24 protein-coding genes, 1 tRNA gene and 1 pseudogene are annotated in these 26,387 nt (G+C 61.2%); 8 read left to right on the top strand and 18 right to left on the bottom strand.

Translation table 11 applies throughout. The features are described 5' to 3' along the window. Nucleotides 1–18: 18 nt before the first annotated feature. The 4 genes from H9K76_RS07720 to H9K76_RS07705 all read right to left on the bottom strand — a co-directional run bounded on the left by H9K76_RS07720 (nt 19) and on the right by H9K76_RS07705 (nt 4,112). Entirely contained in the window at nt 19–1,629 is a 1,611-nt protein-coding gene (locus H9K76_RS07720; RefSeq protein WP_187599290.1) for a Re/Si-specific NAD(P)(+) transhydrogenase subunit alpha, read from the bottom strand. A 507-nt stretch (nt 1,630–2,136) separates the two neighbouring features. Beyond that, nucleotides 2,137–2,982, bottom strand: coding sequence for a PhzF family phenazine biosynthesis protein (locus tag H9K76_RS07715; protein WP_187599288.1), 846 nt, complete (start codon nt 2,980–2,982; stop codon nt 2,137–2,139). Nucleotides 2,983–3,041: 59 nt separating this feature from the next. Then, a complete protein-coding gene (locus H9K76_RS07710) occupies nt 3,042–3,671 on the bottom strand; it encodes a LysE family translocator (RefSeq protein ID WP_187599286.1) in 630 nt (209 codons plus the stop codon). Nucleotides 3,672–3,707: 36 nt separating this feature from the next. Beyond that, nucleotides 3,708–4,112, bottom strand: coding sequence for a VOC family protein (locus H9K76_RS07705; protein ID WP_187599285.1), 405 nt, complete (start codon nt 4,110–4,112; stop codon nt 3,708–3,710). 141 nt (nt 4,113–4,253) lie between these two features. On the opposite strand from H9K76_RS07705, the gene H9K76_RS07700 reads away from it, so the two are divergent. Further along, on the top strand, nt 4,254–5,591 hold the full coding sequence (locus tag H9K76_RS07700; RefSeq protein ID WP_187600515.1) for an aminotransferase-like domain-containing protein: 1,338 nt from the start codon (nt 4,254–4,256) through the stop codon (nt 5,589–5,591). A 105-nt stretch (nt 5,592–5,696) separates the two neighbouring features. Here H9K76_RS07700 and H9K76_RS07695 read toward each other — a convergent pair whose 3' ends face one another. Then, the gene (locus tag H9K76_RS07695) at nt 5,697–6,149 is read right to left on the bottom strand and encodes a nuclear transport factor 2 family protein (RefSeq protein ID WP_187599283.1); all 453 of its coding nucleotides are present in this window, start codon (nt 6,147–6,149) and stop codon (nt 5,697–5,699) included. A 351-nt stretch (nt 6,150–6,500) separates the two neighbouring features. On the opposite strand from H9K76_RS07695, the gene H9K76_RS07690 reads away from it, so the two are divergent. Then, complete coding sequence (locus H9K76_RS07690; protein WP_187599281.1) at nt 6,501–6,998, top strand: 2-thiouracil desulfurase family protein; 498 nt, start codon at nt 6,501–6,503, stop codon at nt 6,996–6,998. Nucleotides 6,999–7,822: 824 nt separating this feature from the next. On the opposite strand, the gene H9K76_RS07685 is transcribed toward H9K76_RS07690, so the two are convergent. From H9K76_RS07685 to thrS, 9 genes are all read right to left on the bottom strand, one after another. Continuing rightward, nucleotides 7,823–7,899, bottom strand: a tRNA-Pro gene (locus H9K76_RS07685). Nucleotides 7,900–7,926: 27 nt separating this feature from the next. Beyond that, a complete protein-coding gene (locus tag H9K76_RS07680; protein WP_187599279.1) occupies nt 7,927–8,415 on the bottom strand; it encodes a MerR family transcriptional regulator in 489 nt (162 codons plus the stop codon). 146 nt (nt 8,416–8,561) lie between these two features. Next, nucleotides 8,562–8,888: an integration host factor subunit alpha gene (locus tag H9K76_RS07675; protein ID WP_187599277.1), complete on the bottom strand. Its 327-nt coding sequence runs from the start codon at nt 8,886–8,888 to the stop codon at nt 8,562–8,564. 23 nt (nt 8,889–8,911) lie between these two features. Further along, entirely contained in the window at nt 8,912–11,344 is a 2,433-nt protein-coding gene (gene pheT, locus H9K76_RS07670; protein ID WP_187599276.1) for a phenylalanine--tRNA ligase subunit beta, read from the bottom strand. Nucleotides 11,345–11,429: 85 nt separating this feature from the next. Continuing rightward, on the bottom strand, nt 11,430–12,482 hold the full coding sequence (pheS, locus tag H9K76_RS07665; RefSeq protein ID WP_187599274.1) for a phenylalanine--tRNA ligase subunit alpha: 1,053 nt from the start codon (nt 12,480–12,482) through the stop codon (nt 11,430–11,432). Nucleotides 12,483–12,688: 206 nt separating this feature from the next. Further along, the gene (rplT, locus tag H9K76_RS07660; RefSeq protein WP_166066674.1) at nt 12,689–13,048 is read right to left on the bottom strand and encodes a 50S ribosomal protein L20; all 360 of its coding nucleotides are present in this window, start codon (nt 13,046–13,048) and stop codon (nt 12,689–12,691) included. A 26-nt stretch (nt 13,049–13,074) separates the two neighbouring features. Continuing rightward, nucleotides 13,075–13,278 carry a 50S ribosomal protein L35 gene (gene rpmI, locus H9K76_RS07655; protein WP_187599272.1) on the bottom strand — a complete coding sequence of 68 codons (204 nt, stop codon included), beginning with the start codon at nt 13,276–13,278 and terminating at the stop codon, nt 13,075–13,077. A gap of 167 nt (nt 13,279–13,445) precedes the next feature. Beyond that, the gene (gene infC, locus H9K76_RS07650) at nt 13,446–14,051 is read right to left on the bottom strand and encodes a translation initiation factor IF-3 (protein ID WP_187600514.1); all 606 of its coding nucleotides are present in this window, start codon (nt 14,049–14,051) and stop codon (nt 13,446–13,448) included. A gap of 72 nt (nt 14,052–14,123) precedes the next feature. Beyond that, nucleotides 14,124–16,043, bottom strand: a complete 1,920-nt coding sequence (thrS, locus tag H9K76_RS07645) for a threonine--tRNA ligase (RefSeq protein WP_187599270.1) — start codon at nt 16,041–16,043, stop codon at nt 14,124–14,126. Nucleotides 16,044–16,544: 501 nt separating this feature from the next. Between thrS and H9K76_RS07640 the strand changes: the two genes are divergently transcribed. Continuing rightward, nucleotides 16,545–16,925, top strand: coding sequence for a YXWGXW repeat-containing protein (locus H9K76_RS07640; RefSeq protein ID WP_187599268.1), 381 nt, complete (start codon nt 16,545–16,547; stop codon nt 16,923–16,925). A gap of 21 nt (nt 16,926–16,946) precedes the next feature. Here the strand turns inward: H9K76_RS07640 and H9K76_RS07635 are convergent, their stop codons facing one another. The 3 genes from H9K76_RS07635 to aceA all read right to left on the bottom strand — a co-directional run bounded on the left by H9K76_RS07635 (nt 16,947) and on the right by aceA (nt 21,388). Beyond that, nucleotides 16,947–18,236, bottom strand: a complete 1,290-nt coding sequence (locus H9K76_RS07635) for a cytochrome-c peroxidase (RefSeq protein WP_246475377.1) — start codon at nt 18,234–18,236, stop codon at nt 16,947–16,949. 50 nt (nt 18,237–18,286) lie between these two features. Beyond that, nucleotides 18,287–19,750 carry a metallophosphoesterase family protein gene (locus tag H9K76_RS07630; RefSeq protein WP_187599264.1) on the bottom strand — a complete coding sequence of 488 codons (1,464 nt, stop codon included), beginning with the start codon at nt 19,748–19,750 and terminating at the stop codon, nt 18,287–18,289. A 309-nt stretch (nt 19,751–20,059) separates the two neighbouring features. Further along, the gene (gene aceA, locus H9K76_RS07625) at nt 20,060–21,388 is read right to left on the bottom strand and encodes an isocitrate lyase (protein WP_187599263.1); all 1,329 of its coding nucleotides are present in this window, start codon (nt 21,386–21,388) and stop codon (nt 20,060–20,062) included. 398 nt (nt 21,389–21,786) lie between these two features. On the opposite strand from aceA, the gene H9K76_RS07620 reads away from it, so the two are divergent. Further along, on the top strand, nt 21,787–22,755 hold the full coding sequence (locus tag H9K76_RS07620) for a DMT family transporter (RefSeq protein ID WP_187599261.1): 969 nt from the start codon (nt 21,787–21,789) through the stop codon (nt 22,753–22,755). 23 nt (nt 22,756–22,778) lie between these two features. On the opposite strand, the gene rraA is transcribed toward H9K76_RS07620, so the two are convergent. Further along, nucleotides 22,779–23,291, bottom strand: coding sequence for a ribonuclease E activity regulator RraA (rraA, locus tag H9K76_RS07615; protein WP_187599259.1), 513 nt, complete (start codon nt 23,289–23,291; stop codon nt 22,779–22,781). A 725-nt stretch (nt 23,292–24,016) separates the two neighbouring features. Here rraA and H9K76_RS07610 point away from each other — a divergent pair. The 4 genes and pseudogenes from H9K76_RS07610 to H9K76_RS07595 all read left to right on the top strand — a co-directional run bounded on the left by H9K76_RS07610 (nt 24,017) and on the right by H9K76_RS07595 (nt 26,385). Then, nucleotides 24,017–24,313, top strand: a complete 297-nt coding sequence (locus tag H9K76_RS07610; protein ID WP_187599257.1) for an SWIB/MDM2 domain-containing protein — start codon at nt 24,017–24,019, stop codon at nt 24,311–24,313. Between the two features lie 206 nt (nt 24,314–24,519). Further along, nucleotides 24,520–24,792, top strand: a complete 273-nt coding sequence (locus H9K76_RS07605) for a (2Fe-2S)-binding protein (RefSeq protein WP_187599255.1) — start codon at nt 24,520–24,522, stop codon at nt 24,790–24,792. Nucleotides 24,793–24,902: 110 nt separating this feature from the next. Further along, a pseudogene (locus H9K76_RS07600) lies at nt 24,903–25,648 on the top strand (energy transducer TonB). Between the two features lie 20 nt (nt 25,649–25,668). Continuing rightward, nucleotides 25,669–26,385 carry a MotA/TolQ/ExbB proton channel family protein gene (locus H9K76_RS07595; protein WP_187599254.1) on the top strand — a complete coding sequence of 239 codons (717 nt, stop codon included), beginning with the start codon at nt 25,669–25,671 and terminating at the stop codon, nt 26,383–26,385. The last annotated feature ends 2 nt before the right edge of the window (nt 26,386–26,387 follow it).

Raw genomic sequence — 26,387 nt, 5'->3', positions numbered from 1 at the left:
TCTTGTTCTAGTTCTTCTTCACTTGCGGAACATGGCCAGCATGCGGCGCGTGACGGCAAAACCGCCGAACATGTTGACGGCCGTGAGCACCAGCGCGGCAAAGGCCAGCCACATGATGAGTCCGTCGGGTCTCCCGTTCGTGCCCGCCTCGGGCGGAGCGATCTGCACCAGCGCGCCGATGGCGATGATGCTGGAGATGGCATTGGTCACGCTCATCAGCGGCGTGTGCAGCGCGGGCGTCACGTTCCACACCACCATGTAGCCGATGAAGCAGGCCAGCACGAACACCGTGAAGTGGCCGAGGAACGCCGCGGGCGCATAGGCACCGATGAGCCAGAACAGCACGGCCGCGATGGCGAAGACGATGGTCAGGGCCTTGGCCGACATGGGCGCACCCGTGCCATGGCCGTGGCCGCTCTTCTTTTGCTCCACGGGCGCCGCGGCCGCCTTGGGGGCGGGTGCCGGGGCAGCCTTGAGCGGTGGCGCGGGCCAGGTGATCTCCCCGTCCTTGATGACGGTGAGGCCACGGATCGCGTCGTCCTCCATGTTGACCACGGCCACGCCGTCCTTGGCCTTGCACAGCTCCTCCGTCAGGCGCAGCAGGTTGGTTGCGTACAGCGTGGACGACTGCTTGGCCAGGCGCGAGGCCAGGTCCGTGTAGCCGATGATGGTCACGCCATGGCGCACCACGGCCTCGCCTGGCACCGTGAGCTCGCAGTTGCCGCCCTGCTCCGCCGCCATGTCCACGATCACGCTGCCGGGCTTCATGCTCTGCACCATCTCGGCCGTGATGAGTTTGGGTGCCGGCTTGCCGGGGATCAACGCGGTCGTGATGATGATGTCCGCATCCTTGGCCTGCTCCGCGTACATCTTGCGCTGCGCGGCCTGGAAGCCCTCGCTCATGACCTTGGCGTAGCCGCCGCCGCCCGAGCCGTCTTCCTCGTAGTCCACCTTCACGAACTCGCCGCCCAGCGACTTGACCTGATCGGCCACTTCCGCGCGCGTGTCGTTGGCGCGCACGATGGCACCCAGATTGGCCGCCGTGCCAATGGCTGCGAGGCCCGCCACGCCGGCGCCTGCGATGAACACCTTGGCCGGCGGCACCTTGCCAGCGGCCGTGATCTGACCATTGAAATAGCGGCCGAACGCGTTGGCCGCCTCGATGACCGCACGATAGCCGGAGACGCCGGCGGTGGAGGTCAGCGCGTCCATCTTCTGCGCACGGCTCAAGGTACGCGGCAGGCAGTCGATGGCCAGCACCGTGGCCTTCCTCGCCGCCAGTTGCTGCATCAGTTCAGGATTCTGCGCGGGCCAGATGAAATCGATCAGCGTGCCGCCTTCGCGCATCAGCCCCACTTCCTCGGCACTCGGCGGGCGCACCTTGAAGACAATGTCCGATGCCGCCCAGAGCGCCGCAGCCCCCTCGATGATCTCCGCCCCCGCTGCGCGATAGGCATCGTCGCTGAAGTTGGCCGCCTCGCCCGCTCCCGCCTCGACCGCCACCGTGAAGCCCAGCTTGATGAGCTTCTCCACGACATCCGGCACCGTGGCCACGCGCTTTTCCAGCGGGAATACCTCGCGCGGCACGCCTATGCGCTGGGGTGGGGGACTGGAAGTGACTTCCTGCATGCAATGTCTCCTGAAGTTGAGTAATCGTTTTATGACCGTCATGGCGCGGACGTCCGCCCATCAGCGTCCGCTCCGCGTTCCCTGTTCACAGAACCTTGGCAATACCCGTTGCACCCGTGCCGCCGCCTGCCCCCATCCGTCACGCATGTGCGCCCGATGTCGAGGCGCAAGCTTGCGATGAGCACATGGCCGGTCTGTTGCCGGCCTTGCATGCCATGAGGGGTGGCCCGACAGGTTCACAATGCCCTGCCGGGGCTTGAGTGTAACGACAGTGAAGGATGCGGTTCGACATCGAGCCGGTTGCCTGCCCTCGCGGCCGATGGAATCACGCGATGCAGGACGACGCGAACTGGCTGTCCGTCACGGCCAGACCCGATAAAGCGGGATGCGCCCTTTCTACTGCGTTTGTGCTGTCACACGACGTCCAGGAAGCCACCAGACGCAGTGTCCTTTGCAGGCTCGCAACAGTCGATGAAACAGGTCAACGGGCTACTGCCGGTCTCGTTGTCAAAGGCCATGCAGTTCACCTTTGACATGTGTACGCGTTTCTCCGCCAACCCAGACCTGATCGGCCTCGTCGCGGGTCAGGTAAATGCGGCCTTTTCTGCCCAGGCAGGTGCCTTGAGCGGCAATATAGTTGTCGCGGGCTATCCCGGTCTTAAACAGCCATTGCGCAAACGAGGCATTGAGGCTTCCGGTAACGGGGTCTTCGACGATGGCTCCCCGATGGTCTGAGAAAAAGGCCCGAACTTCGAAACCAGGCTCGTCGTCGTTGGTGTGTGGGCCGATCACGCCGACATCAACGCGGGTGTGCCATCGCCTGGCAGGGGCGATTGACAGCACCTTCTCCGCTGAAACCAATCGGATCCCCAACCATCCAGGACCATTGTCGATCCAAGCAGCATCCAGAATGTCACTGGCCGCAATTCCAAGCAACTGCCGCGCTTCGTCCAATTCGACGGCGGTGGGCGGACCAGAGCGAATCAACGGTGGCGCTGCGAAAGCAAGCCGCCCTCGATCACGCCGGATCTGCACCAGCCCTGCACCGCACTCCTGGACGATCGCCGCTTTGTGTTCGAGGCGGTTATGGATGGATAACCAGACGTGACAGCTTCCGAGGGTGGGGTGGCCTGCAAAAGGCATCTCCCTGTCCAAGGTGAATATTCTGAGCCGGTAGTCCGCCTCCGGGTGTCTGGGCGCAAACAGAAATGCCGTTTCTGAAAGGTTGAGCCATCGCGTCAGCCGTTGCATGTCCTGTGTGTCCAGAGCATCGGCACCGATGACGACAGCCAGTGGATTGCCCGAAAGCGCGCCAGCGCCGAAGACATCGACCATGTGAATTGCGAGGGCCATGGGTTTGATTCCGTATCTGGATTCATTGGAGGGCGAGCCGTACTGAGAGGGCTGGATCTTCAACCGCGTAAAGCCAGCAGCTTCAGCCCCGCGACCGCAAACACCACCGAGAGCACGCCTTCGATCCATCGTCTTAACTTCGCATAGAAGGCAATCGTCGAGGCGGTCGAGAAGACAATGGCGTAGCCGCCGAACACCAGAATTCCGAGGAGCACACAGCCACCCACGATCACCGCTACTCCTTCGGCAGGAGCGTCGTGGCGGACTCCCAGTGAAATGATCGCAACCCAGGACAGGATGGCTTTGGGGTTGCTGATGTGCATGAGAACGCCCCTCTGATAGAGCGACCGATAGCGCGGCACCTCGCCTGCCGTACCCACGCCATCTGTGTTGGGGTTCTGTTTCATTGCGGATTGGCTTGCGCGAAAGGCCAGCCATAGCAGATAAAGACCTCCAGCAATTTTGAGGGCCACAAGCGCCTGTGCATAGGCAGTCAGCACGGCAGAAATACCTGTCGCCGCCAGGATCGCCCAGAAGAGCGAGCCAGTAACCACACCAGCTGCCAGCGCGAGTGCGGGACGGCGTCCATCACGCATGGCCGTTCCCATGATGGCCATGTTGCTCGGCCCGGGGCTGGCGGTGGCGATGAGATAGGTGCCGTAGATGAGTGCGAACTGGCCTGCGATCATGATGGCGTGCTCCAGAAGTACGTGGCGCCTGCTGCTCTATGACTGCAGGTCCGCGCGATGGACGATGTGAACCTTGTTGCCGTCTGGATCACGCAGGTAGGCGCCGTAGTAGCCGTTGCCGTAGTGGGGGCGGAACCCGGGAGCACCGTCATCACAGCCACCGTGCGCCAGGCCATCCGCATAAGCCGTATTCACTGCCTCTATCGACGGCGCAAGAAAGGCCACCATGCTGCCGTTGCCAGCGGTTGCTGGTTCGCCGTTGAAAGGGCTGTAGACATAAAAGCGCGGCAAGCTGGCCTGCGCACCGACCCAGCACAGGGCCGCCGGGCCTCCATCGGGCGATACGATTCTGCGCGTCAATCCAAGCGGGGTGAGCACCGCATCGTAGAAGTGACCCGCTCGCCCAAGATGGCGCGCCCCGACAGTAATGTGGCTAAACATTCCGCTATCCATACCTTCCCGGCATCGCAGCCAGGCGCTTCTCACAAGGGAAACCTGCTTTCCAGAAGCATCAGCATGAACATTACACTATTGAATTATTCAAATAGTGTCACGTTACACTTAATTTTTGAGGCCACGAGCGTGCTCATTCAATCTCCCTGGATTCCCCATCTGGCAGAAACGGGCGCGAACGTCGCCGAACGACTGTCGTTAGCCTTGGCCGGTGACATCATCGAAGGCCGGCTGGCGGGAGGCGATCGTCTGCCCGCGCACCGGGATCTTGCCAAGACATTGCAGATCGGTCTGGGCACGGTGACCAAGGCCTATGCCACCCTGGAGCGCAGAGGCCTGACGCGTAGTGTCAAAGGGAGGGGAACCTTCGTTGCGATTCACGAGGCTCATAGCCATCGGCAGATCGATCTTTCAACCAATGCACCTCCGGCTTCACTCGGAGCGCGGCTTCTGGCACGAACGTTGACAGGGATCGCTCGCAAGATCGATGAGGATCACTTCAATCTGTACGCTCCCCCCGGTGGGCATTTTGAACACCGTCGTGTGCTCGCCCGTTGGCTCTATGCGCTTGGCCTGGATGTAGACCCGTCATGCCTGATTCTGACCAGCGGTGCACGCCAGGCACTGGCGTTGGCCTTTGATCTTGTATGCGGTCGGCAAGGATTGATTCTCACTGAACGGATAACCTATCCCGGCGCTATCGCCCTGGCTCGGCGCAAGGGGTACCGGATGCAAGGCGTCGAGATGGATTCCGAAGGGATGGTGCCGCAGGCGCTCGCCGAGGCACTTGCAGGCATCAAGGCACGGGAGAAAAAAGCGGTTTACCTCACCCCAACGCTGCACAATCCGACAACTGCCACGATGGGAGTTGCTCGACGGCAATCCATTGCCGAGATTTGCCGTCGGGCGGGCGCCTGGATCATCGAGGACGGGGTGTACGCGGCGGCGTCTCCAGAGTTGCCCCAGTTGGCAACACTGGCGCCCGACATCGCCCTGCACGTGAATGGACTTTCCAAATCGCTCGGTCCGGGGCTGCAGATTGGCATGCTGACACTGCCCCACAGCCTAGGCGATACCGCGCAAGACCTTCTGCGTGAACTGCCAATGGCTCCGTCCGCCTTGTCCTGCGCCGTGGTGGATGAATGGCTGGTCACCGGCGTGATTGCTTCGATCCAGCAAGATCTGCGCCATGAGGCCCAGCGACGATCCAGACTGGCAGCCTCGCTCCTGAGTACTCGCGGTCTTATCTGGCACCCTGATGCCTATAACGCCTGGCTACCCATGAAACGCGATGCCGCCGATCGCATCGCGTCCGCAGCAATGGAAATGGGGGTGAAGCTGACCTCACCGCACAGCACCATGGTACGACCCCGTGATAGTGCGAGCGGCCTGCGAATCTGCCTGGGCGGCGCCAGCTGGGAGGACCTGAATAGATCTTTGGCCATTCTGGCTACATTGCTCAAGTGACGGGCTTAACGCCATACCCAGTACAGGCTCTCTGCTCCCGCGAAGATGGCCGTAGCCCAATGCCTGCAGGGATATGGCGTTTTCTCGAAATTGCGCCTACTTCCCCTACTGCCTTGGCGTTTCTGTATGCACTGCAGCCTGCCATTTACCGTCGCGTCTGATCCATGTGGTTGTATCGAAGCAGGCCATCTTCTGTTTTTGCCCATTCATTTCAAAAGCTTGGACAACCTCATAGGTCGCCACGGCTACGTCTGGCAATGGGAAAAATACCTTCTCGTTAGAGAATGTGAATGAGGTTAGCTTAGCGGGACCTTCCTGGGCCATTTTTACGTATTCGGCTGGGCTGAAATGGTGAATCCCCAGCGAGAACACGTTTGCCGCGTGTTCAGCGAGCAGCCTGCCAGCCTTCTCAGGTTCTAGATCCACCATTGACTGCCAGAACTCTTCCTCCAACCTCATGATTTCAGCTGCATTGGACATAGTGACTCCTTCTTTGGGGCGATGAAAATTAATGCCGGTCTTCCCAATGTAGGCTTTCACGCCAGAAAGAGTCGTCATCCCAATCCGCGCACTGGCGTGAGGGGGAGCCGACAATGGGAATCGCCCTGAATTGCCCCGGGTTTGACTTAAGCCCCAGCGGACTGTGTCAGTTCAATCAATGGCTGCTTTAAGCGCTAGGGCTGGCAGGTCTAAGGTCTTCGCGCCCTTCTCTCTCACGACCTGCCAGGATTCGATTCGCGCGCCAGTTCTCGGCATGAAAAGCCCGCTGGGCTAGAGCGTGCTTGCATATCACAAGCCCTTCACGGACAGGTTCGCCACTGCTGGGGATTCCTGAAATTGATCCACGAAATCCTTGCTCAACAACGCTAAACTGCAACTGTTTGATATGCACATTTCAAGTCAATTGCGATGGAATTGATTCTTGTCAGCTCCTGCCTACTCGGCAGCCCCGTTCGTTACAACGGCTCCCACAAACTTGTAGACAACGCGATTCTTTCTCGCTGGTTGCGCGAAGGCCGTGTTGTTGCTGTTTGTCCAGAAGTAGCTGGCGGGATGCCCATACCACGCCCAGCCGCAGAAATTGTCGGAGGAGGAGGCACCGCCGTTTTGGCAGGACGGGCCCGCGTAGTTGACTCCGAAGGGAACGATGTGTCTCAAGCTTTCTCGGATGGGGCGAATACCGCTCTTCGTCAAGTCCGTAGCAATGCCATTCGACTTGCGGTACTCAAGGAAGATAGCCCATCTTGTGGCTCCAGTTTCATTTACGACGGCCGGTTCAACGGAAACCGTATTCGCGAGCAAGGTGTCACGGCTGCATTACTTGAGCGCGAAGGGGTTCGAGTTTTCAGTGAGGCTCAATTTAATGAGGCCGAAGTTTACCTACGCAGCCTTGAGACCGATGGTTGATTGATCGCAGCGTTCAGGGCAATGGTGGCTGAGATTCGACCAGCAGTCTAAGCCCCGCACCACACCATGCCTGGGAGCAAGCCCGACGCTTGCACGACCGGCTCCCCTGGCAGCGCCGCGTCGGCCTCCGCCAGTATTCAGCGCTTGCCTGCAACGCTGGCTGGCGCCGGGCATTCACTCCAGGAAGCGTCATACAGGACGTTGAATGCTCGGTTGAGTTATTCACTCGCCCATGCGAACTGCCCCAGTGCAAGCGCACCACGCCGCTTCTTCGTCAGATACACCCTCCTGTGCCTCGCGGATCCGCTTTTCTCGAGCGCACACACTCGGCGCAAGTTCTATCGAGAAGATCCGCCAAGCCTGATTCTTCTCGTTGAACTTCGCGATCGCGGTGCGCGCCTCGGCCATGCACAAAGGAGTCATTCAAGGCACTCTGGGGGATGGTTCGTACCAAACTCGGACTGGAGGCTCGGGGCATCACCTTCCATGAAATACGCGCTAAGACGGCACCTGAGGCAACTGTAGCTGGGTATCGTCCTACTACAGACAGGATGGGACGCTTGTCGCAGGGCACACACGATGCCTAGACCGACCGACCACATACGTGCCCTCATACACCCCAAGCGGTGGTAGTGGAGGCCCTGTAAACGTGCGGGGCTACTACCGCAAGGATGGAACATACGTCAGTCCACACTCGCGAAGCCGCCCGAGTTCTCGCCGCCGATAAAGCTAGTCCTGGTGCCCTACCAACTCAATGTGTTGGGCACAAATCAGGAAAAAGAAAAAGGACTTAGCCCCTTGCGAAGCTAAGTCCTTGATATAAATGGTCGGCGTGGCGGGATTCGAACTCGCGACCCCTTGCACCCCATGCAAGTGCGCTACCAGGCTGCGCTACACGCCGACAAGACTTGAATTATATAGCGTTTTTTCACACCCAAGACAAAAGTGACCGAATTTCTTGAAGTTCTTTTCGCACGGCCGCAATGGTGAGCGTCGGGGCGGCAGCAAGCACCGCGACTGAGGTCGCTGCCGGCGAATTCTCATTCGTTGTCTGCGAGGTGTGCGCATCCTCATGGAGCGCATCGGCATCGATGTGCTCGGCCATCTCGGCGTCCATATCGCCACTCACGGCAAGCTGCTCTGCGCCGGCCTTGCCGAAATGTGCAAGTTCCTGGAGCCGGTTGCGCGCACCGCTAATGGTGAAGCCTTGGTCATAGAGCAGGTCGCGGATGCGGCGCACCATCAGCACTTCATGGTGCTGGTAGTAGCGACGATTGCCGCGGCGCTTCATGGGGCGCAGTTGCGTGAACTCCTGTTCCCAGTAGCGCAGGACGTGCGGCTTGACCCCGCACAGCTCTGCCACCTCGCCGATGGTGAAGTAACGCTTGGCCGGTATGGGGGGCAGCACGGTGCTCATGAATAATTTATATCAGCGGAGGAAAAGCTATCAAGCGTACTCCAGTGAAAACATCCCTATTGTGATTGGGGAGGCATTCTCACTGAACCGCTCGGGCATTTTCCTCGTTCATTGATGCAATCGGTCGGTCTCGTCTCGGTCGATCATCATTCCTTGGCATCGCCCTGGATCTGTTCCTTCAGCTTCGAGCTGGCATGGAACGTCACCACGCGGCGTGCTTCGATCGGAATGGACTCGCCGGTACGCGGGTTGCGGCCCGGGCGAGGCGCTTTTGTACGGATCTGGAAATTGCCAAAGCTCGACAACTTGACGTCGTCACCGTTGACGAGGCTCGTGACGATCAGATCGAAAAAGGCATCGATCATGTCCTTGGACTCGCGCTTGTTCAGGCCGATCTGCTCGAACAGCATGTCGGCCAGCTGCGCCTTGGTCAGCGCCGGGGACTCGAGACTTTCAACAGTGAACTCACCCATCCCGGTATCGTCATTGAGCATCATCATCGCAACCTTGCTCCCGTTGTACCTGCCAGGGTCTGGATGATGGCCTGCACGGCCGACTCGATGTCGGCATCGGCCAGCGCAGCATGGTCCGAACCCAGTGTGAGGCGGATGGCCAGGCTCTTCTCGCCCTCGGCCAACCCGCCCGCGGAACCTGCCTTCGGACGGAACACATCGAACAATACGGCGGAACGCAGCAGGCCCTTGGGGGCACCTGCCTGGATGGCATTCATCACGGCGGCATGGGCCACATTCTCCGCGACCACCACGGCGATGTCACGCTCCACGGCCTGCTGCTTGGACACAGACTGGAAAACGGGGACGTCGCGTACAAGAACGGCGTCAAGATCCAGCTCGAACACGATGGGCGCGTGGGCCAGGTCCCAGCCCTGACGCCACTTGGGGTGCAGTTCGCCGACGAAGCCGATTTCACGGCCATCCAGCAAGACGCGGGTGCATCGGCCCGGGTGCATCGCGGGGTGCTCTGCCGTCTCGAAAACAACCTTCATCGGTGCGAGCAGCGCTTCCACATCGCCCTTCACGTCGAAGAAATCGACCTTGGCATCGCTTGCGCCCCATTGCAGCTGATTTGCCGGACCATAGGCCAGGCCCGCCACACGCATCGGCTGACGGAAGCCCTTGACCGTGGTGTCACTCTCCTCGATGGTTTCGTCGCGCAGGAACACGCGGCCAAGTTCGAACACGCGCACGCGGCTGGCCTTGCGGTCCACGTTGAACTTGAGGACCTGCAAGAGCGAGCCGATGAGCGACGAGCGCATCACGCTCAGATGGCTGGCAATGGGATTCAGCAACTTGATCGGATGGGCGTTGCCGGCCAGCTCGTTCTCCCACTTTTCCTCAACAAAGCTGAAGTTGATGGTTTCCTGATAACCCTGGCCCGCCAGCAGATGGCGCACATCGTATTGGCCTCGGCGGTTTTCGGCACGCAGCTTGGGGCTGATCGGCGCGAGCGGCTTGGTGGTCGGCAGGTTCTCATAGCCGATCATGCGGGCGACCTCTTCGATCAGGTCTTCCTCGATATTGATGTCGAAGCGGAACGACGGCGCCGTGACGGTGAGCACGCCATCGCCCTGCTCGGTCGGCAGTCCGAGTCCGACCAGCGCGTCATGGCATTGTTGCTGCGTGAGCGGCATGCCGATGACCTTGGCCGCACGTGCCACGCGCAGCGAGACCTGCTTGGGTGCAGGCATGTTGGGCTGCTGGTCATCCATGGCACCGCAGATCGTCTCGGGCGTTCCGCAGATTTCCTGCACCAACTGCGTGATGCGCTCGATGTGCTCGACGGTGTGCTCGGGGTCGACACCGCGTTCGAAGCGGTGACCCGCATCGGTCGAGAAATTGAAGTGGCGCGAGCGCCCTGCCACAGCCTTGGGCCACCAGAAGGCGGCCTCGATGTAGATGTTCTTCGTGTCGTCGGACACCGCCGTGGCGTCACCACCCATGATGCCGGCGAGCGATTCGATTTCCTTGTCGTCGGCGATCACGCCAACCTTCAGGAAGTCGTCGATGGTGATGGTGTTGCCGTTCAGCAGCTTGAGCTGTTCGCCCACCTTGCCCCAGCGCACATTCAGGCCACCGTGGATCTTGTCGAGATCGAAGATGTGCGAGGGACGGCCCAGCTCGAACATCACGTAGTTCGAGATGTCGACCAGCGGGGACACGCTGCGCTGACCGCAACGCGCGAGACGGTCAACCATCCACTGCGGCGTTTGCGCCCTGGTGTTCACGTTGCGCACAATGCGGCCCGAGAAGCGGCCGCACAGGTCGCTCGCCTCGATCTTCACAGGCAGCTTGTCCTGCGTGCCGACTGTGGCAGCGGGGAAGTTCAACACCTTGAGTGGTGCACCTGTCAGCGCAGACACCTCGCGCGCAATGCCATAGACCGACAGGTTGTGCGCCAGGTTGGGCGTGAGCTTGAGCGTGAACAGCGTGTCGTCGAGATTCAGGTACTCGCGGATGTTCTGGCCGAGCGGCGCATCGAGCGGCAGCTCGAGCAGGCCGCCGTGGTCATCGGCGATCTTGAGTTCCTTGGCCGAGCACAGCATGCCGTAGCTTTCAACGCCGCGCAGCTTGCCCACCTTGATCTTGAAGGGCTTGCCATCTTCGCCCGGCGGCAGTTCTGCGCCGACCGTCGCGCAGGGCACCTTGATGCCGACGCGTGCATTCGGAGCACCGCAGACGATGTTCAGCAGTTCGGCCCCGCCCACGTCCACCTTGCACACGCGCAGGCGATCAGCATCGGGATGTTGCACCGCTTCCTTGATCTCACCGACGACGATGCCGGTGAATGGAGGCGCCACCGGCTCCAGTTCCTCGACCTCGAGACCGGCCATGGTCAGCGTATCGGCGAGCTGCTGGGTGGTGAGCTGGGGGTTGCAGAACTCGCGCAACCAGGATTCTGGGAATTGCATTTTGGGAAACTCTCTGGCGTTGTCGACCCGTGCTTGTGGTTGTTGCTCTGAACGGGTCTTCTCGGTTGATGGGCTATACGGACGCTTACTGGAACTGCGACAGGAAACGGATGTCGCCGTCGAAGAACAGGCGCAGGTCGTTCACGCCGTAGCGCAGCATCGTCAGGCGGTCAGGCCCCATGCCGAAAGCGAAGCCGATGTACTTTTCGGGATCAAGGCCCATGTTGCGCACCACGTTCGGGTGCACCTGGCCCGCGCCGGACACCTCAAGCCAGCGGCCGGCCAGCGGGCCGTGCTGGAACTGGATGTCGATCTCCGCGCTGGGCTCGGTGAACGGGAAGAAGCTCGGGCGGAACCGCAGCACCAGGTCATCCTGCTCGAAGAAAGTCTTGCAGAAATCGGTGAACACGACCTTCAGGTCCTTGAAGCTCACGTTCTCGCCGATCCACAGGCCTTCGCACTGGTGAAACATGGGCGAGTGCGTGGCGTCGCTGTCCACGCGGTAGGTGCGGCCCGGCGCGATCACGCGGATCTCGGGCATGGTCTGACCGGCATCGATCAGGTTGCGGTACTTCTTGACGTGCTGCACGGCATGGCGCACCTGCATGGGGCTCGTGTGCGTGCGCAGCAGGTTGGGGGCATGGGCCGTGCCGCCTTCGACGTAGAAGGTGTCGTGCATGGAGCGCGCGGGATGGTCTTCCGGCGTGTTGAGCGCGGTAAAGTTGAACCAGTCGGATTCGATTTCTGGGCCTTCGGCCACCTCGAAGCCCATGGAGCCGAAAATACCTTCGATGCGCTCCATGGTGATCGAGACCGGATGCAAACCACCCGTGCCGCGGCGGCGGCCCGGCAGTGTCACATCGAGTACTTCAGCCTTCAGGTGGGCCTCAAGCTCTGCATCTGCCAGGGCCTGGCGGCGCGCGGTGAGTGCCGCCTCGATCGCCTGCTTGGCAAGGTTGATGGCCGCGCCGCGCGATTTCTTCTCTTCGACGGAAAGCTGGGCCATGCCCTTCATGAGCTCGGTCACCTTGCCCGACTTGCCCAGAAACTGCGCCTTGGCGTTTTCCAGATCGTTCGGGGTGTTTGCCTGCGCGAACAACTGCTGCGCGCTTTCGACCAGAGAATCCAACTCGTTCATATCGACTTCTTTTCAATCACCTAGTGTTCTGATCCTTGCACACTCGACAGGATGCCGGATGGAGTGCGCAAGGGTCAGGACGCTACCCGGTGCTCTGCAATTCGATTTTCAAAATGAACAAGGGCTAGTGCCTTTACAAGCCCTAGCCCTTGCTGTTTGTGCGCAGACGGGATGTGCCTTGCAGCACCTCCTGTCTATCGCGGAACTTAAGCAGCCAGCTTGGCCTTGACTTGTTCCACGATGCTGCCAAAGGCAGCCTTGTCGTGCACCGCGATATCGGCCAGCATCTTGCGGTCGATCTCGATGGATGCCTTCTTCAGGCCGTTGGCGAATTGGCTGTATGTCAGACCCAGTTCGCGTGCAGCGGCGTTGATACGGGCGATCCACAGTTGGCGGAACACGCGCTTCTTGGTACGGCGGTCACGGTAGGCATATTGCCCAGCCTTCATCACCGCCTGCTTGGCGACGCGGAAGACGTTACCGCGACGACCGCGGAAGCCCTTGGAGAGGGCCAGAACTTTTTTATGGCGGGCGCGAGCCGTTACACCACGTTTGACGCGAGGCATGTGTTTTCTCCTTGTTCGTCAGTGAATTACAGGCCCATGGAGGGCAACATTTGCGCGATCGAGCCCATGTTGGTCTCGTGCACGGCAGTTGCACCACGCAGATGGCGCTTGTTCTTGGTGGTCTTCTTGGTCAGGATGTGACGCTTGAAGGCTTGACCGCGCTTGACGGTGCCACCTGGACGAACGCGAAAACGCTTCTTCGCGCTGCTCTTGGTTTTCATTTTGGGCATGTGAATGCTCCTGTTAGTTGTGCTCGTGAGGCGTTTGCGCACCATTGCGCAACCTTGTAGGCCCCGAGACACTTCTTGAACGGTCGGGTGTGAGCCCTTCCGCGCGACGGTACTCGCGCACCGCCTTTGAGGCAGGACACCGGTCGCCCGATGCCCAACCGCAAATTTTAAGCTGTTTGTCCGGCTGCCGGGGTGCCTTCGGCACCCTTGCCCACCGGTTTCTTGCGGGCCGGAGCGATCATCATGATCATCTGGCGGCCTTCCAGCTTGGGAAACTGCTCGACCTGGATGATGTCTGCCAGCTCGTCACGCAGACGATTCAGCAACGCCAGACCCAGATCCTGGTGGGTGATTTCACGACCACGGAATCGCAGCGTGACCTTCACCTTGTCGCCATCCGCCAGGAAGCGGCGGATGTTGCGCACCTTGATGTTGTAGTCGCCATCGTCGGTACCGGGGCGGAATTTGACTTCCTTGATCTCGATGACCGTCTGCTTGGCCTTGGCCTCAGCAGCCTTCTTCTGTTCCTGGTACTTGAACTTGCCGTAGTCCATCAGGCGGCAGACCGGCGGGTTGGCCGTGGCTGCAATCTCAACCAGGTCAACATCCAGGTCGCCGGCCATGGCCAACGCTTGCTGAATCGGCACGATGCCGATGGGCTCATTGTCAGGACCAGAAAGACGCACTTCTGGCGCTGTGATTTCACGGTTCAGGCGGTGCTTGCGCTCCTCGCGCTGACGACGATCACGAAATTCGGTAGCGATGGTTCTCACCTTCAAATAAAACGCCACAACAACGTGGCACATACGCACATGGTGCGCGCCAAAGCATTTTCAAGAGAAAGATCAAGCCTTGGAAGCGATGTCCTGCGCGATCAGGTCGACAAACGCATCGACCGACATCACACCGAGGTCTTTGTTACCCCGGGCGCGAACCGCCACAGCTCCCGCCGCCTTCTCCTTGTCGCCCGCGACGAGGATATAAGGCAGCTTCTGCATGGCGTGCTCGCGTATTTTATACGTAATCTTCTCGTTGCGCAGATCCGTCACCACCCTAAGGTCTTGATTCGGCAATGCTTTTTGAAGCTTTGCAGCAATTTCGCGACAATAATCGGCCTGAGAGTCCGTGATATTGAGCACAGCGACCTGTACCGGAGCCAGCCAGACGGGCAGCGCGCCGGCGTGCTGCTCGATCAGGATACCGATGAAACGCTCCAGGCTGCCCACGATCGCGCGGTGCAGCATGATCGGGCGGTGGCGCTCGCCATCCTCACCCACGAACTCGGCGTCCAGGCGCTCGGGCAGGTTCGGATCGACCTGGATGGTGCCGCACTGCCACTCGCGGCCAAGCGCATCCTTGAGGGTGTACTCGATCTTCGGGCCGTAGAACGCGCCCTCGCCCGGCAGATACTCGAACTCGCAGCCTGATGCGCGCAGGCCGTCGGCCAGCGCGGCTTCAGCCTTGTCCCAGCTCTCCTCGGTACCGATGCGCTTTTCAGGGCGGGTGGAGAGGCGGTACAGGATCTCGGTGAAGCCGAAATCCTTGTAGACCTTCTGCAGCAGCGAGGTGAAGGCTGTCACTTCGGCCTGGATCTGGTCGGGCATGCAGAAGATGTGGCCATCGTCCTGCGTGAAGCCGCGCACCCGCATGATGCCGTGGAGGCTGCCGGTAGGCTCGTTGCGGTGGCAATTGCCGAATTCGCCGAAGCGCAGCGGCAGGTCGCGATAGCTCTTGATGCCCTGCTTGAAGATCAGGATGTGGCCCGGGCAGTTCATCGGCTTGAGCGCGTACTCGCGCTTTTCCGACTCGGTCGTGAACATGTTCTCGCGGTACTTGTCCCAGTGGCCGGTCTTCTCCCACAGCGACTTGTCCAGCAGCTGCGGCGCCTTGACCTCCTGGTAGCCGTTGTCGCGATAGACGCGGCGCATGTACTGCTCCACCTCCTGCCACACGGTCCAGCCCTTGGGGTGCCAGAACACGGTGCCGGGTGCATGCTCGTCGATATGGAACAGGTCGAGTTCGCGGCCGAGCTTGCGGTGGTCGCGCTTCTCGGCTTCTTCCAGCATGTGCAGATAGCCGCTCAGCTCATCCTTGGTCGCCCAGGCCGTGCCATAGATGCGCTGCAGCATCTCGTTGCGATGGTCGCCACGCCAGTAGGCGCCCGCCACCTTCATGAGCTTGAAGTGCTTGAGCTTGCCGGTGCTGGGCACGTGGGGGCCGCGGCACAGGTCCTCGAAGCTGCCTTCACGGTACAGGCTCACATCCTCGTTGGTCGGGATGCTGGCAATGATCTCCGCCTTGTAGTTCTCGCCCAGGCTCTTGAAATACGCCACTGCCTCATCGCGCGGCAGCACGCGGCGCGTGACCTGCTCGTCCTTGTTGGCCAGCTCCGTCATCTTCTTCTCGATGGCGGCCAGATCTTCGGGCGTGAAGGGGCGCTTGTAGCTGAAGTCGTAGTAGAAGCCGTTTTCGATCACCGGGCCGATGGTGACCTGCGCGTCCGGAAACAGTTCCTTGACCGCATAAGCCAGCAAGTGCGCGGTGGAGTGGCGGATCAGGTCCAGACCCTCTGCATCCTTGGCCGTGATGATGGCGAGTGCTGCGTCGTGATCGATAGAGAAGCTGGTATCGACCGCCTTGCCATCCACCTTGCCGCCGAGCGCTGCCTTGGCAAGCCCCGAGCCAATCGACTGAGCCACTTCGGCCACCGTCACCGGGCCGGGATACTGGCGCTGCGAACCATCAGGAAGAGTGATTTGAACCATGTCTTTCAATCTCGCGTCGTGGGACGCGTCCGTAGAAAACAAAATGCGCGGACTGGCCGCGCAAACTGGGGGGAATCAGGGATTTTCGAATGTGGCCGCACCCCGAGGGTGCGCGAACCAGCACCTCAGGCGAGCGGGACAACTCCCGTGCAGCGTTGCGTTCGCGGTGTCATAACCTGAAGAGCCTTTCGTCCCTGTATGTCCGATGTTTTTCGCCATTGACCTGCATGCGACAGGCATGCGTTCCACCGACACTTGCCGGTGCCAGCACGCGCTGGCGGCGAGTCTTCCGGCATTTTAACTCGGACGGCAGGATTTGCACGGATTGCATCCGATCTGCCTCTTGAAACCACAAGAAACCACATTGCCGTTTACATCCGGAGGCTTGTGAACCGCAGGTAAAGCTTTGCTAGCAAAGGCAATGGCTGACAACCACCCACCTTCCTTCGCCGTTGAATGGTCACAGACCCGCTCTTTCATGCGGGCTCAGAGGATTCGACCATGCGCCTCATCACCATGCGCCCCAGCTTCCGCCCCTGGCTTGCAGGAGCCGCCCTGTCCGCCCTCGCACTGACAGGCTGCGTGGTCGCGCCCGTGGGCCAGCCCTACTACAGCGACCCTTACAGCAACGTGCCGGATACGCAGGCCTACGCACCCGTATACGCCCCTATCGCGCCACCCGCCCCCTACGTCGAGACCGTCCCGGTGGCACCGTATCCGGGCGCCCTCTGGATCGGCGGCTACTGGAACTGGACCGGGCATCGCCATGCCTGGGTTCCAGGCCGCTACGAGCGCCCACGCCCGGGCTACCACTGGGAGCCCCGGCGCTGGGACCGCGGCCCGCGCGGCTGGCAGCAGCATGGTGGCGGCTGGCGGCGCTGACGCCATCACAACCTTCGCAACCTACCTGCGCCCGTCGGGCGGCATGAGCGCCACATAGCGTTCATCCGTCAACGACCGCAAGAATGCGACGAGATCATCTGTTTCCACGTCCGAGAGCGCCACCGGCATGCCCGGTTTGCGATTGAGCGGCGGCGAATTGACGTTCACATTCTCGTGATAGCTTGGCGCAACATCGTCGAACGCCCCGCTCTTTCCGAACCAGCGCACGGGATCCGTTCCGCGCGTGTTGTAGAACTCGACCACCTCGCGCAGGCTGCCGATGGAGCCGTTGTGCATGAAGCTCTGGCGGATGGCCGTATTGCGCAGCGAGGGCGTGCGTACATAGCCACACCACTGCTCGGGCTCGGGCCATTTCAGTCGCCTTGCGGTAGCGCACAGGCCTTCATCGAAGTGGCGCGGATTGCGATTGGCCGCCAGCAACCTGTTTCGCGGTGCCGCCAGGGCCTCGTAGCCGAAGTCGGTGAACAGCGAACGCTCCGGACGCGCTGCCGTCTCGTTGACCGTATGGCATGAAGCGCAATTGCCCTTGTCCGGATTCCTGAAGATCGCGAGCCCCCGCAGTTCCGCATCGGAGAGGCGAACCTTGCCGCGCAGAAAGCCGTCGAATCGCGAGGAAAACGGCGCCAGCTCATCCGACTGCAGATAGGCTTGCAGCGCATTTCCCAGCGCGGCCAGCAGTACCTCGGGATCGCGCCCCACACGGCTGCCGAACTGCGGTTCGAGCATGCGCACGACACCGCCCTGCTTCAGATGACGCAGCAGGCTGGCCGGCGTACCGTTGTTCATCTCATCGGGATGCAACAACGGCGCACGCACCTGTTCCGCCAGCGTATCGGCACTGGCATCCGCCATCAGCCCGCCGAAGAAAGATGGCTGCAGCGCGTCGTCATCCTCGTAGAAGTAGCGCCTGGGGACATAGCGCACATACAGCAGCGATGGAGCCGCACGCAGGCCGAAATGCCCGGCCCTGCTTCCCCTCGCGGTGCCGGGGCTGGCCTCCCTGCCCCGCAGGCCGCGCCTCAGATCCGGACCGAAGGCGCGCGCCGGATCATGGCAACTGGCGCAGGATGTGCCGCCTGGCTGCGACAGGCGCTCGTCATGGAACAGCTGGCGCCCCAGCTCCACCAGCGCAGGATCAGGCGCAAAGCGAGCGGCGGCGGGGTCGTACCGGCCAGCCAGTTGCGGAGTGGCGGCGATCAACTTGACGACACGCATCTGTGCGCCGGGCGCAATGAAGACCTGTGCCGCAGGAACCGTGTCTGCAAGCGCGCCACCACCCATTGCGCCCATGAAGGCGCCCAATCCCAGAAGAAGGGCACCCGCAGGTGAGCAAACCCAACTCATGGCGTCAGAAAGCCTTCCTTGTCGCACTGCAGCGCATAGCCTTCCTGCAGGCAGGTCGCGAGTACCTTGCCGTCCGCCGTATAGGCCTTGAAGCTCCAGCCGGTGGCAGGTGCGGCGCGGCGCTCCATCAGCAGAAAGCCGAAGCTCGCATGGTGGGAAATATGGTCGATGACCGTGCCCGGAGCCGGAACGCTCTCGGGAGACAGCGGATCGGGCAGCGCCACGTCGAGGTTGTCGCCGGCCGTGCCGCTCACGATGGTGGCGGTCTGCCCCGTCTTGAAACTGATGGCCTGGAAATCGTGCACATGGCCATGCAGCGCGAGATTCACACCGGGCGGGTAGTAGGCCTGCGCATACAGCCCCGTCATGATCGACTGCATGAACGGATTCGCCTGCGCAGGCTTGGCGCCCGCGATCGGCGCGAACGCCAGGATCGGATGATGGTTGATGAAGATGTTGTCCTTCATCCCCGAGCGCGCCGCGAGGTCGGCCACCTGCCGGAACTGCTTCTGGTAGAGCGCCAGTTGCGAGTCCTCGGGCTTGAGCGCCGTCTTGCCGTTCTTGGCCGAATCGAACACGATCACCTGCGAACCGCCACCCAGCTTGACCGCGTACGGGTCGCTGTAGTTCGCGGTCGCATCGTTCGTGGCCAGATCGCAGGATCGAGCCGCACTGAATGGCTGGGGATCGAGGAAACGGAACCAGCCCTGCCCCGCACGTGCGCACTCCTCATGGTTGCCGCGCACCATGACCCAGGGCGCGGCAGCCAGCAGCGTGGCGGCCGGCTTGAACAGGTCGGCCTGCCATGTGTCCCAGCCGTAACCCCACGGGCTGTCCTTGCAGCCGGCCACATCGGACGGGCAGGCGTTCTCGCGATAGTGGTAGTCGCCCACATGCATCACCAGATCGGGCTTGAGCGCCGCCGCAGTACTGGCCACCTTCTCGAATGGCCAGGCGGTCGAATCCGTGCACGCCTGCCATGCGTTGTCGGCCTTCTTCAGGCGGCAGCCGCTGTCGCCCAGCACGATGATGCGCTTGGCTTCCGCCTTCGGCAGCGGCAACGCCAGGTCGGCCACGGAAACCGACTTCGCGCCTGCGGGCAAGGTCTGCTCGCACACCGAGACCGGAAACACCGAGGGCTTGGAGTCTTTGGGATCACTCGCCGTCTGGCGCTGCGCGGGACTGCCGGGCGCCGTGCGCAGCGCCATGCGGCTTGGAGTGCCATCGACGGTAATCAACGGGCAGGCTGCTTGCGCACCGGCCGATGCCTCAGGCACGTAGCTGGTGATGACGCGCGCAATGGCTTCGTTCTTGGTTCCGATCGTGACATAGGCCGACTGGATATGGGCAGATTGGGTGGCGGCATCGCCATCCGAGCCACCGCAGCCGTGGAGTGTTGCCATGGCAGCCATCGACAAAAGTCCGAGACCGCTCAGTTGGATCTTGCGTTGTGTGTTCATTTTTCTTCCGTGGAGCGCCGGGATTCCGGGCGTCGGGCAGCATAGAAATGCTGCGTGACACGGGCATGAACATGGGGTTTTCTTTTGGTCTTTTGCGTTGAGTTCCGACTGTTGGGCGATGGGGGTTTTGCTTTGTTGTTTGAGGGTGGAGGCCGGGAGTGCCCTCCGCCCCAAAAAGCAAAACCACAACGAAAAAACCCACGGCACGCGCCGTGGGCTTCTCTCCTCGAGTTCCTTTTTGAAACCGGCCGGATGGGCAGCCCCGCTCACCCCGGGAACCACCCCGCGGAACCGCCACCCGGTATGGGATCAGTGGAACTGCTCTTCTTCGGTCGAACCGGTCAGCGCCTTCACGCTGGAAGAGCCGCCCTGGATCACCGTGGTCACGTCGTCGAAGTAACCCGCGCCCACTTCCTGCTGGTGCGACACGAAGGTGTAGCCTTGTTCGCGTGCGGCGAATTCCGGTTCCTGCACCATTTCAACGTAGTGCTTCATGCCTTCGCCGCGAGCATAGGCGTGGGCGAACTTGAAGGTGTTGTACCAGTTGCTGTGGATGCCGGCCAGCGTGATGAACTGGAACTTGTAGCCCAGCGCGGACAGCTCGTCCTGGAACTTGGCGATGGTCGCGTCGTCCAGGTTCTTCTTCCAGTTGAAGGAAGGCGAGCAGTTGTACGACAGCAGCTTGCCCGGGCATGCGGCGTGCACGGCCTGTGCGAATTCGCGGGCAAAGCCCAGGTCGGGCGTGCCGGTTTCGCACCACACCAGGTCGGCGTAGGGAGCGTAGGCAACGCCGCGGCTGATGGCTTGCTCCAGGCCGTTGCGAACACGGTAGAAACCTTCCTGTGTACGCTCGCCGGTCAGGAACGGCTTGTCGTTCGCATCGTGGTCGCTGGTGATCAGGTTGGCGGCTTCTGCGTCGGTGCGGGCCAGGACGATGGTGGACACGCCCATCACGTCGGCTGCAAAGCGCGCGGCTGTCAGTTTCTCGCAGGCTTCCTGCGTGGGCACCAGCACCTTACCGCCCATGTGGCCGCACTTCTTCACGGCAGCCAGCTGGTCTTCGAAATGCACGCCGGCAGCGCCTGCGGAGATCATGTTCTTCATCAGTTCGAACGCGTTCAGCACGCCGCCGAAGCCGGCTTCCGCGTCAGCCACGATGGGCAGGAAGTAGTCGATGAATTCCTTGTCGCCGGGATTGATGCCACGGCCCCACTGGATTTCGTCGGCACGCTTGAAGGTGTTGTTGATGCGGCGAACCATGGTCGGCACCGAGTCATACGCATACAGCGACTGGTCGGGGTACATGGTTTCCGACGTGTTGCCATCGGCGGCGACCTGCCAGCCCGACAGGTAGACGGCTTCCAGGCCTGCCTTGGCCTGCTGCATGGCCTGGCCAGCGGAGATTGCACCGAATGCATTCACATAGCCCTTCTTCGCGCCGCCATTGATCTTGTCCCACAGCACTTCCGCGCCACGCTGAGCCAGCGTGTTCTCGGGCTGCAGGCTGCCACGCAGACGCACCACGTCAGCTGCAGAGTAGTTGCGCTTCACACCCTTCCAGCGAGGGTTCTGGGCCCAGTCTTTTTCCAGGGCGGCAATTTGCTGTTCGCGGCTGAGTTGGTTGGTCAGTTTGGACATGTGATTCTCCAGATTCAAGAGGAAAAGTTGGCTGAAACCCTAGGCATTGCATCGTGTGTCTTTTGCTCTGCCGTTGGAGACAACTTTAAGTCTTGTATAAGAGTTGGAATCAATCTTATGTCTTATATAAGACATATTTTTAATCATTTAAAATCAACAACTTACCAACTTCATTCCACAATGAAAAATTACATTTCTTGTATTGAGAAAAAATGCGGCGCCGCAGCAATTCATAATTCCATGATGTGAATTATTGATTTCACACTGCAAAAAACCAGACGAAATGAAGACACCATTGCAGGCCAGCGGACACCCTTCCGCTCCGCGCTTTCAGGCATGATGCGCGGCACGCGTCCGCAGGATCGCCCTCTTCCCCTCCCCCGACCGCTTTTCCCTCCATGATTTCCCGCCCCATCGCCTATGCGTGCCTGGCCTTGAGCATGACGCTCGTGGGCAGCTATGTGGCGCTGTCCAAGCCCCTGGCCGCCACCTTTCCCGTCTTCCTGCTGGCATGGCTGCGCTTCGGCATCGGCGTGGTGGCGATGCCGCACTGGCTGAGGAAAGGCCCCGAGGAGCCGCCGATGACGCGCCAGACACGGGCACTGCTGTTCCTGCAGTCCTTCTTTGGCAATTTTCTGTTCACCATCTGCATGATCTCGGGCGTGAGCCTCACCAGCGCCACCTCGGCCGGTGTGATCATGGCCTCCATTCCGGCCTGTGTCGCTGTGATGAGCTGGGTGTTCCTGCGCGAGCACATCGCGACGCGAACCTGGGTGGCCGTGGTGTGCGCGGTGCTAGGAATAGCACTTTTCTCGATCGCCAAGGTGCAGCACCCGGAGCTCGATGGCGCAGCCGCCGGCTCCTCGGGAGCCCGCGGTGCCGGTCACCTGGAATGGATCGGCTACGCGCTGCTGGTGGCGGCCTCCCTCTGCGAGGCCGCGTATTCGGTGATCGGCAAGAAGCTGACGGGCGCGCTGGGTCCCAAGCGCATCACATCACTCATCAACCTGTGGGGCTTCGCGCTGGCGACGCCATTCGGCCTCCACTACGCTACCCGTTTCGACTTTGCCGCCGTGCCGGGCACCATCTGGCTGCTGCTCCTGTTCTATGCCCTGGCCGCGTGCATGTGGTCCGTATGGCTGTGGATGACGGGGCTGAAAGTGGTTCCAGCAGCCCAGGGTGGCGTCTTCACCGTCTTGCTGCCCGTCAGCGCTGCGCTGTTCGGCGTGCTGGTGCTAGGAGAAAGCTTCACGGGCATGCAGCTTGTGGCCTTTGGCATCGCATTGGCCAGCGTGGTCCTGGCCACCCTGCCCTCGCGCGGCGCCCCCGCTCAACCCAAACGCATCCCGGGCGAGGGTAGCCATTGATGGCTCATCGGCACACGCCGCTCTTACTCTTGTAGGCGGGACGCGCCCACCACCATGCCATCGGCGTCCGCATACAGCCAATCGCCGGGGCGCACCCAGATGCCGGAGATCAGCACGGCGACCTCGCTCTGACCCTCTCCGCGTTTTTCGGTGGGCAATGGAATCAGGGCCAGGGCACGAATGCCCATGGGTGTTTCCCGCAACTCGGCAACATCGCGTACGGCTCCGAACACGACGATGCCGGCCCAACCGTTGCGCGCTGCCGTGGCCGCGACGTTGCCGCCGACCAGCGCGCGGCGCACCGACCCGCCGCCGTCCACCACCAGCACCCTGCCCTGGCCGGGTGTCTCGACCGCAGCCTTCACGGCCGAGTTGTCCTCAAAGCATTTCACCGTGGCCACCGGGCCGGAGAATGCCTCCCGGGCACCGTAACTCTGGAAAATCGGAGGCAACACACGGAACGAGCCCGTTTCATCGCCCTTGTGCTCGTCGCACAGGTCGCAGGTGCTGAACGAAGAGTTGTTGCTGGAAGTCATGTCGCCTTGCCTTTCTTACTTTCTGATCTTGAACAGGGGATGCAACCCGGGGTTGGATGAAGGCTCCGCGAACTACCGCCGCATAGACGCCCTGCGTATCACTTTGCCACGAATTACGTACGGAATCTGCTCTCCTGCTCCTGGCAGAACACATGTCCATACTTGGCAACCACCTGCTTCCTCCCCTCGACTTCGCCCTGGCAGCCCTCGAAAACGAGCTTTGTTGCGCCTTTGCGCCGAAGACGCTTGTAACAAAATGCGAAACCCTCTCAGGGGCAAGACCCCCTCGGCGGTTTCATTTTGCAAAACACTGCTGTCATGAAATTGACTTCCAACTGAAACCCACTCCCCGCGCCTTACCCCCTATCTTTCGTTGATGCGGTACGCGCTTACCTGGGCACATCGCCAGAATCGCCAGCAAATCAGTGTCTTGCGCTGACTATTGCCAGTAAAACATTCACATCACAGCTCTCCGTTGCGAGCCCGGCACAGTGACAGCCGTACCCGATGCCTCGTTACGATGCAGTGCAGCATTGAAGCCCTGCCCGTGAATTCATTGGTTCCATAAGAATTTGACTATCAGAACCTGCGGAAACAAATCAAGGCAAAAAATCGTTTCCTCGCCTTGGAATCAGGTTTTTTTCCCATTAGCATCAATGCAGCCAGTGACGCAGCAGGTGCTCGCTGGCGTCGTCTTTCACTACTCCGAACAAGGGAAATCCAATATGGCAACTGCATCCAAGTCCACCGACAAGGCAGCTCCCGCTAAGAAGCGCACACCCAACGCGGCATTCATGAAGCCCCTGACCCCCAGCCCTGCTCTCGCAGCCGTGGTGGGTGCCGCACCGCTGCCACGTACCGAGATCATCAGCAAGCTGTGGGCCTACATCAAGCAGCACAACCTGCAGGACGCCGCCAACAAGCGCATGATCAATGCGGACGCCAAGCTCAAGGAAGTGTTCGGCAAGCCCCAAGTCTCCATGTTCGAGATGGCCGGCCTGATCGGCAAGCACGTCAAGTAAGCAACCTCTCTCGATGCACCCGGCCCTCCCGGCTGGCACGCACCGGAAAGAAACCGACCGACTCCTGCTCAGTCGGTTTTTTTTCGTCCCAAACGGGCCATCGCAATAGCCCTGCACGATGAAAGCGATAAAGATTGCAAATGCGATGAATTCGCATTTATAATTCGCTTCAGTTCTTCAACCAGCCAGCCAGGCCTCTTTGCATCATGATCGTTTGTGTTTGCCGTCGAGTATCAGACCGCGAAATCGCACGCCATGCGCACGCGGGCATGAGCTTCGACGAAATTCAGTTCGAGCTGGGAGTCGCCACCCAATGCGGCCGCTGCGAGCAGTGCGCACGCGACGTGGTGTCCCAATGCTGTGCGAGCGGCCCCGTTGCTGCGCTTCACAACGAATCTGCGCCGAAGACGATCCAGCTTGCCAACTCCATCACCGAGAGCAAAGCATGGAATTCATCACTTCATTCGCAGGCAGCTTGATTCTTGTCGTAGGCTCGGTTTGGTGGGTTCTGCGCAAATAATCAATTTTCGAATTTCTGGCTGCTGAAGGCGCTTGAAGTTTCAACCAAGCGCCATCGGCGGCCTTTCCTATGTCCCAGATCGATCAAAAAGACCCCCCGGCTCGCGTCGGTCGCAATGCGGTGGTCGCGGGTTCCGTGGTGGTGCTGCATATCGCCGGCCTCTGGGCAGTGCAGGCCGGCATGGCCAACCACACCACACCACCGGAAGTCATCATCCCCGCGCAGTTGATGAGCGAGTTCATCTCGCCACCGGCTCCGGCCCCTGCTCCGCGTCCCACGCCTCCCGCCCCCCGACACCCAAGCCTCCACCGCCCAAACCGGCACCGGCGCCGCCTCCAAAGCCGAAGCCCGTGCAGCCCAAGCCGACCCCGGCACCCATGCCGCTTGCGATCAACGATCCGGCACCCGCGCCCAATGCGCCCGTTGGTGCACTGGAGCCGACGCCGCCCGCGCCACCTGCACCGCCCGCTCCAGTACCTGCACCCCCAAGCCCGGCGCCCGCGCCGCCAGCACCTCCGGCTGCGCCACACATCGAGCTGCCCTCCAGCAATGCTGCCTACCTGAACAACCCCAAGCCTGCCTTCCCGTCGGCCAGCCGGCGCCTGGGTGAGCAAGGCAAGGTGACACTGCGTGTCCTCATCAACGTGCAGGGCCTGCCCGAGCGCGTGGAAATCGCCAAGTCCAGCGGCTTCGATCGTCTCGATCAGGCCGCGCTAGACACCGTCAAACGCTGGAAATTCGTGCCAGGCAAGCGCAATGGCGTTGTCGAAGCCATGGAATATCTGGTGCCCGTCAATTTCGTTCTCCAACAATAAATTTCTTCGCAGGAGTTTTCATGAATTCCCAATTTGGCATCGCCAACGTCTGGATACAAGGTGACTTCGTCACCCGCGCCGTCGCCGTCCTTCTGCTCGCCATGTCGCTCGCATCCTGGATCGTCATCATCATCAAGGCCCTCGACATCCTGCGCCTGAAAAAGAACGCCCGCACGGCGCGCGACTTCTGGCACAGCGAGGACTTCGCCGCCGGCATGACCAAGCTGGGCAGCGACCCCAGCAATCCCTTCCGCATCCTGGCCCTTGAGGGCCGCGAAGCCACCGCCCACCACCGCAATACGCAGGCCCACCTGCACGACTCCCTCGACGTAAGCGACTGGGTCACGCGCTGCCTGCGCAATTGCATCGACGAGTTCACCGCCCGCCTGCAATCGGGCCTTGCCATCCTCGCATCCGTCGGCTCGACCGCGCCGTTCATCGGCCTGTTCGGCACGGTCTGGGGTATCTACCACGCGCTGGTGGCCATCGGCACCTCGGGCCAGTCCACCATCGACAAGGTGGCCGGCCCTATCGGCGAGGCGCTGATCATGACTGCGCTGGGCCTGGCTGTCGCCATCCCTGCCGTCCTCGGCTACAACGCGCTGGTGCGCGGCAACAAGTCGATCCTCAACGGCCTGAACAGCTTCGCGCACGACCTGCATGCCTATTTCGTGACCGGCGCCCGCGTGGCGACGCACAGCGAATCCGGCAAGGTCCTGCCCATCAAGAAGGGTTGATC

It is taken from the genome of Diaphorobacter ruginosibacter (genome assembly GCF_014395975.1).
Taxonomy (GTDB): Bacteria; Pseudomonadota; Gammaproteobacteria; order Burkholderiales; family Burkholderiaceae_C; genus Diaphorobacter_A; species Diaphorobacter_A ruginosibacter.
The sequence above is the reverse complement of the archived record's forward strand: the minus strand, read 5'-3'. Positions and strand labels throughout refer to the sequence as shown.

Coding starts and splice junctions, on each gene's coding strand:
- H9K76_RS07605 (WP_187599255.1), top strand. CDS start 24,520: ATGATCGTTTGTGTTTGCCGTCGAGTATCAGACCGCGAAATCGCACGC.
- H9K76_RS07710 (WP_187599286.1), bottom strand. CDS start 3,671: ATGATCGCAGGCCAGTTCGCACTCATCTACGGCACCTATCTCATCGCC.
- H9K76_RS07620 (WP_187599261.1), top strand. CDS start 21,787: ATGATTTCCCGCCCCATCGCCTATGCGTGCCTGGCCTTGAGCATGACG.
- H9K76_RS07695 (WP_187599283.1), bottom strand. CDS start 6,149: ATGACGACTCTTTCTGGCGTGAAAGCCTACATTGGGAAGACCGGCATT.
- H9K76_RS07610 (WP_187599257.1), top strand. CDS start 24,017: ATGGCAACTGCATCCAAGTCCACCGACAAGGCAGCTCCCGCTAAGAAG.
- H9K76_RS07705 (WP_187599285.1), bottom strand. CDS start 4,112: ATGTTTAGCCACATTACTGTCGGGGCGCGCCATCTTGGGCGAGCGGGT.
- rpmI (WP_187599272.1), bottom strand. CDS start 13,278: ATGCCCAAAATGAAAACCAAGAGCAGCGCGAAGAAGCGTTTTCGCGTT.
- rplT (WP_166066674.1), bottom strand. CDS start 13,048: ATGCCTCGCGTCAAACGTGGTGTAACGGCTCGCGCCCGCCATAAAAAA.
- H9K76_RS07595 (WP_187599254.1), top strand. CDS start 25,669: ATGAATTCCCAATTTGGCATCGCCAACGTCTGGATACAAGGTGACTTC.
- H9K76_RS07715 (WP_187599288.1), bottom strand. CDS start 2,982: ATGGCCCTCGCAATTCACATGGTCGATGTCTTCGGCGCTGGCGCGCTT.
- H9K76_RS07635 (WP_246475377.1), bottom strand. CDS start 18,236: ATGGGCGCAATGGGTGGTGGCGCGCTTGCAGACACGGTTCCTGCGGCA.
- H9K76_RS07720 (WP_187599290.1), bottom strand. CDS start 1,629: ATGCAGGAAGTCACTTCCAGTCCCCCACCCCAGCGCATAGGCGTGCCG.
- H9K76_RS07640 (WP_187599268.1), top strand. CDS start 16,545: ATGCGCCTCATCACCATGCGCCCCAGCTTCCGCCCCTGGCTTGCAGGA.
- rraA (WP_187599259.1), bottom strand. CDS start 23,291: ATGACTTCCAGCAACAACTCTTCGTTCAGCACCTGCGACCTGTGCGAC.
- H9K76_RS07680 (WP_187599279.1), bottom strand. CDS start 8,415: ATGAGCACCGTGCTGCCCCCCATACCGGCCAAGCGTTACTTCACCATC.
- H9K76_RS07675 (WP_187599277.1), bottom strand. CDS start 8,888: ATGGGTGAGTTCACTGTTGAAAGTCTCGAGTCCCCGGCGCTGACCAAG.
- H9K76_RS07690 (WP_187599281.1), top strand. CDS start 6,501: ATGGAATTGATTCTTGTCAGCTCCTGCCTACTCGGCAGCCCCGTTCGT.
- thrS (WP_187599270.1), bottom strand. CDS start 16,043: ATGGTTCAAATCACTCTTCCTGATGGTTCGCAGCGCCAGTATCCCGGC.
- H9K76_RS07630 (WP_187599264.1), bottom strand. CDS start 19,750: ATGAACACACAACGCAAGATCCAACTGAGCGGTCTCGGACTTTTGTCG.
- aceA (WP_187599263.1), bottom strand. CDS start 21,388: ATGTCCAAACTGACCAACCAACTCAGCCGCGAACAGCAAATTGCCGCC.
- pheT (WP_187599276.1), bottom strand. CDS start 11,344: ATGCAATTCCCAGAATCCTGGTTGCGCGAGTTCTGCAACCCCCAGCTC.
- pheS (WP_187599274.1), bottom strand. CDS start 12,482: ATGAACGAGTTGGATTCTCTGGTCGAAAGCGCGCAGCAGTTGTTCGCG.